A 2,959-nucleotide genomic window follows, 5' to 3' on the forward strand; every position below is an offset into this window, starting at 1 on the left:
CTTGCCGCAGGGTAGAGCAGCCAGGTAGCTCGTCGGGCTCATAACCCGGAGGACGGGGGTTCAAATCCCCCCCCTGCAACTTCTTGAACCTTTCTCTGTTCTCCACCCCGAAATTGCTTCTCGAAACTACTGAGGAAATCATACCGATTTTATCAAACTCACGTTAAGTAGGTCGGGTAGAGCATTAGCGAAACCCGACATCTTCAGACATACCCCTTTTATCAAACCCACGTTACCTATAACATCTGCAACATAGTTCATGAGCAGATTACCTCCTATGGCTCCAACAAGGTCTGTATTTTTTAGAGTTTACCCGCTAACGGGGCGCGATATCGTCAACGTTGCGTCCGTCCTGAGGCATCAGACCGCCTGATTTTTTTGATTGACTGTTTTTCACAACTCTGTTATTATTTTTTAAATTGGTTCTGATGTAGCAGGAACAGGCAAGTTTCCTGCCATTTGCGCATCATTATTTGACGCAAACCTTCAATTTCCTATATGAGGAGAAAAAAATGAAAACCTTTTTCAACACGAAAAGTATTGTGGGACGCGTGCTAATCGTCTCACTTCTTGCTGGCGGATTGGTTTTCGCTGGTACGCTTGCTGTGAATATGTTTGTTCCTACACCAACGGATGCAGCAAGTTGCTGTGGTGGGAAACGAACTGCTACTCCGGATGGTAATGCTGACGAGTTGGAAAATTGTTGTGGAGGTGCTAAACGCAGTCTCACTGTTAGTTCCGGGTGTACCTGTCTCGGTAACTCCACGTGTCCTACCTCGCGCTGTAGTTCAAGTGCTTCGTGTGGTGGAGCAAACGGATGCCATCCTGATTGTAACTGCCATTCGGATTCTAATTCCGCTGGTTGCACATCAAGTTGTAAAAATGAGGAAGAATATCGTTGTCAAAACGACTGTTAACAGGTTAGTATCCTGATGCAACGGACGGAACTATCAACCCCTTTTCAGATATCGCACCACGACGGTAGAGCGACAGACTTGGCGTTGCCCAACGGTGCTATTGCGCGATTAGGTCGTGGACCTGTCCATGATATAGCGTTTTTGTCGGGTAGCTCTTTGTTTGTAGTTGGAACACGCATAGGGATATGGCTTTATGAACTCCCGACGATGTCTCCTATCGGATTATGGGACACCGAAAGAGGGTTAGTATCGTCCGTTGCTTTCTCACCTGATGGTAGGTTCCTCGCTGCTGGTAATTGGGATGGCGACATTAAAATATGGGATGTTCAGGATATAAAGGCTTGGAAGCAAATAAGTGGATTTAAATTTGATTCCCAGGTTTCCCAAGTGATCTTTTCGCCTAATCAACAATACCTCGCCGTTTCTGGGAAAAATAGAGTTGTTCATATATGGCATCTGGAAACAGGCACCAAAACCCTCAGATTCGGTAGAGAAACCGAGAAGAAACCGGGGACCTTTTTACCGATGAATCCGCTCTGCCTTTCCTCAGATAATAAGTTATTAGCTTATGCAAGCCCAGACAATACCATTTTAATATGGAGTATGGAGGATAAAGAAAGAATTAGTTGCTTCACTGAACAGACATCTTCGGTGTATGCCCTTAGTTTTTCGCCCTGTGGTCGTTTCATCGCCTCGGGGAGTCGAGATGGTCTACTGAACGTATGGGATGTTGCCAAAGGCACACGAACCATCGAATCCAATTACGGGAAGTCCAAGATTTATCCTTCCTATTCGCTCGATGGTACACTACACGCAGCAGAAATTCGTGACAACATAGTCGTTATTTGGGATGCTTTCCGCAGCAAAAAGTTAGATACATTTGAATATTGCGGTCCAATAATTACCGCACAGTTTTCAAACGGAAAGCAGTTGGCTATTTCCAGTCCAATTGAACTTAAGGTGTGGTCTGCTAAAGATGCATCTATATCTTCGGTATTCCAAGAGCATACCAGTTCCCCTGCCTCGGTTGTATTTTCTCCGGATAGCCAAACGCTGGCGGCCGGATATTGGATAAACAATGGTGCCATATTATGGGATATTGAATGTAAACGTGCACGGATGACATTTGCAGATGGACAACCCACTTTAATCCACTCGCTTGATTTTTCGCATAGCGGTGATATGCTTGCCGCCGGATGTCATGACACAAACGTAAAGATATGGGATGTTAAGGAAAGTGAATTGATTACTGAGTTGACAGCACATCAAAAACCTGTTCGTGTAGTTGCTTTCGGTCCTAAAGGGCATCTATTGGTAAGCGCGGATACGGCAGGTAATATCTATATGTGGGATGTCCAGCGTTCGAGAAAATTGAAAGATTTCACTGGACATAGGGATTGTATCAAATCTGTGGCGTTTGGTCCCCAGGGAAAGTTACTTGTGAGTGCATCTGATGATAGCACCGCCCGACTATGGAATGTTAAGAATGGCACCGAAATCGCTAAATTACCAATAAGGCCATTGTTAGATGCCACAAAGTATAAGGGAAAGATATCTGAAATTGAACAATCAGTAGAATCGTTCAACGCAATGTTTAAAGCGAGCAAATTACCAAGCGGCAGAATTGAGACAATAGCGTTCTCACCATGTGGTGAAATGATTGCCGGGGGACTTTATAGAGAAATCCGATTGTGGGATGCCTTCAATTGTGAGATTTGTATGACAATACTCCAGCCGCAAGGATGTCGGTATCCTTTCGCTTTAACCTTTTCACCTTGCGGCCAGTACCTGGCTTCTGGCGCATGGTGGCAAGGAACTGCTAAAGTCTCCATCCGTCTCTGGGAAGTTGCGAGTGGTGAAAATATCGTCACCTTCTGGGGGCACGCCACTGACGTTCAATCACTTGCCTTTTCATCAGATGGTCGTCTGCTTGCAAGCAGTGGATTTGATGGGGTTATTTATTTGTGGGATATGACACCTTACCTATAATAGGACTTACGCAATAATGTTTGACATAACCTCATAGAAGGGGTAATATGTTC

At 45.0% G+C, this 2,959-nt stretch carries 2 protein-coding genes and 1 tRNA gene; all 3 read left to right on the plus strand.

What is annotated here, in order from left to right; translation table 11 throughout:
- The first annotated feature begins 5 nt into the window (after window positions 1-5).
- Window positions 6-79, plus strand: a tRNA-Met gene (locus F4X88_21730).
- Window positions 80-651: 572 nt separating this feature from the next.
- Window positions 652-933, plus strand: coding sequence for a hypothetical protein (locus F4X88_21735; protein MYA58905.1), 282 nt, complete (start codon window positions 652-654; stop codon window positions 931-933).
- Entirely contained in the window at window positions 933-2,906 is a 1,974-nt protein-coding gene (locus F4X88_21740) for a hypothetical protein (protein ID MYA58906.1), read from the plus strand. The genes F4X88_21735 and F4X88_21740 overlap by 1 nt, the downstream gene beginning before the upstream one ends.
- Window positions 2,907-2,959: the final 53 nt, after the last annotated feature.

The organism is Candidatus Poribacteria bacterium (assembly GCA_009839745.1).
Lineage (GTDB): Bacteria > Poribacteria > WGA-4E > WGA-4E > WGA-3G > WGA-3G.

Coding starts and splice junctions, on each gene's coding strand:
- F4X88_21740 (MYA58906.1), top strand. CDS start 933: ATGCAACGGACGGAACTATCAACCCCTTTTCAGATATCGCACCACGAC.